Source organism: Deltaproteobacteria bacterium, from assembly GCA_011773515.1.
Taxonomy (GTDB): domain Bacteria; phylum Desulfobacterota; class Deferrimicrobia; order J040; family J040; genus WVXK01.
In genome coordinates, this window is record WVXK01000048.1 from 40141 (window position 1) to 41316 (window position 1176).

The following is a 1176-nucleotide window of genomic DNA, read 5'->3' on the forward strand; positions in this document are numbered from 1 at the left end:
TTCATGAACTGTATGATCATAACCTTTATCCCGTGTCCGGCAGCGCGAAGGGCAAGGCCCAGTGCCGCCGTTGTCTTACCCTTTCCATTTCCGGTATAAATATGTATATACCCCCTGCCGATAGGTCCTTTGCCCACGTCTCAATCCCTCAAGATAGATCTCGATATTACCAGCCTCTGAACCTCTGATGTCCCCTCATAGATCGTGGTGACCTTCACATCTCTCAGGAATCGCTCAACGGGATACTCGGAAATGTACCCGTATCCACCCAGAATCTGAACTGCCTTGTGGCACACGCGGTAAGCCATCTCACTGGAAAACAGCTTTGCCATCGACGCTTCCCTGGAAAATCTAACACCCCTCTCTTTTAAGTGGGCTGCACGCAGAGTGAGCAGTCGTGCGGCTTCTATCTCTGTGCCCGCATCAGCGAGCATCCACTGAATAGCCTGGAAATCACTGATGGAGGTTCCAAACTGGCTCCTCTCCTTTGCATAGGCGACTGCGCACTCAAGCGCTGCGGAAGCAATTCCCACGCACTGGCTCCCGATTCCTATTCTCCCTCCGTCAAGAGCCGCCATCGCTATCTTGAAGCCCTCCCCCTCTTTGCCAAGGACGTTTTCCCGTGGAACTGCCATATCGTCGAAAACGAGCTCCACCGTATTCGACCCCTTCAGCCCCATTTTCTTTTCCCTCTTTCCAATGGTGAAGCCCTTGAATCCCGGCTCTACGATGAAAGCCGTAAGCTCTCTCGGGTCTTTCCCGGTGAGTGCTATGACGACGACCAGGCCGGCATACTCTCCATTGGTTATGAAAACCTTGCTCCCGTTTAAACGGTATGCGTTCCCTTCTTTTCTGGCAAAGGTGGATATGCTGCGGGCATCAGATCCCGCGCCAGGCTCTGTGAGCGCAAATGCACCGACTCCTGATTCGCCGCGAAGGAATGGTGGAAGGTATTTCTCCCGTTGCTCCTGGTTTCCGAAGCGGTGGACGATTTCCGCGATCATGTTGGTGACGCCCATTGTGACCGACGTTGAAGCGCATCCTGCTGAGATTTCCGACAGTGCAAGGGCAAAGGAGACCGGCCCCGTAGCCGAGCCGCCATACTTTTCGTCCACCAGCATGCCCATCATGCCCAGGTCAAAGAGCTTTTCAACCTGCTCGTAGGGAAACTCCTCT

Annotated in this window: 1 protein-coding gene and 1 pseudogene (1 of these 2 only partly in view); both read right to left on the minus strand. The window is 53.9% G+C overall.

The features are described from left to right. Positions 1-20, minus strand: a pseudogene (locus tag GTN70_04580) (hypothetical protein); it reaches 329 nt to the left of the window's first position. A 120-nt stretch (positions 21-140) separates the two neighbouring features. After that, entirely contained in the window at positions 141-1130 is a 990-nt protein-coding gene (locus GTN70_04585; protein NIO16259.1) for an acyl-CoA dehydrogenase, read from the minus strand. Between the last annotated feature and the right edge of the window lie 46 nt (positions 1131-1176).

Coding starts and splice junctions, on each gene's coding strand:
- GTN70_04585 (NIO16259.1), bottom strand. CDS start 1,130: ATGATGGGCATGCTGGTGGACGAAAAGTATGGCGGCTCGGCTACGGGG.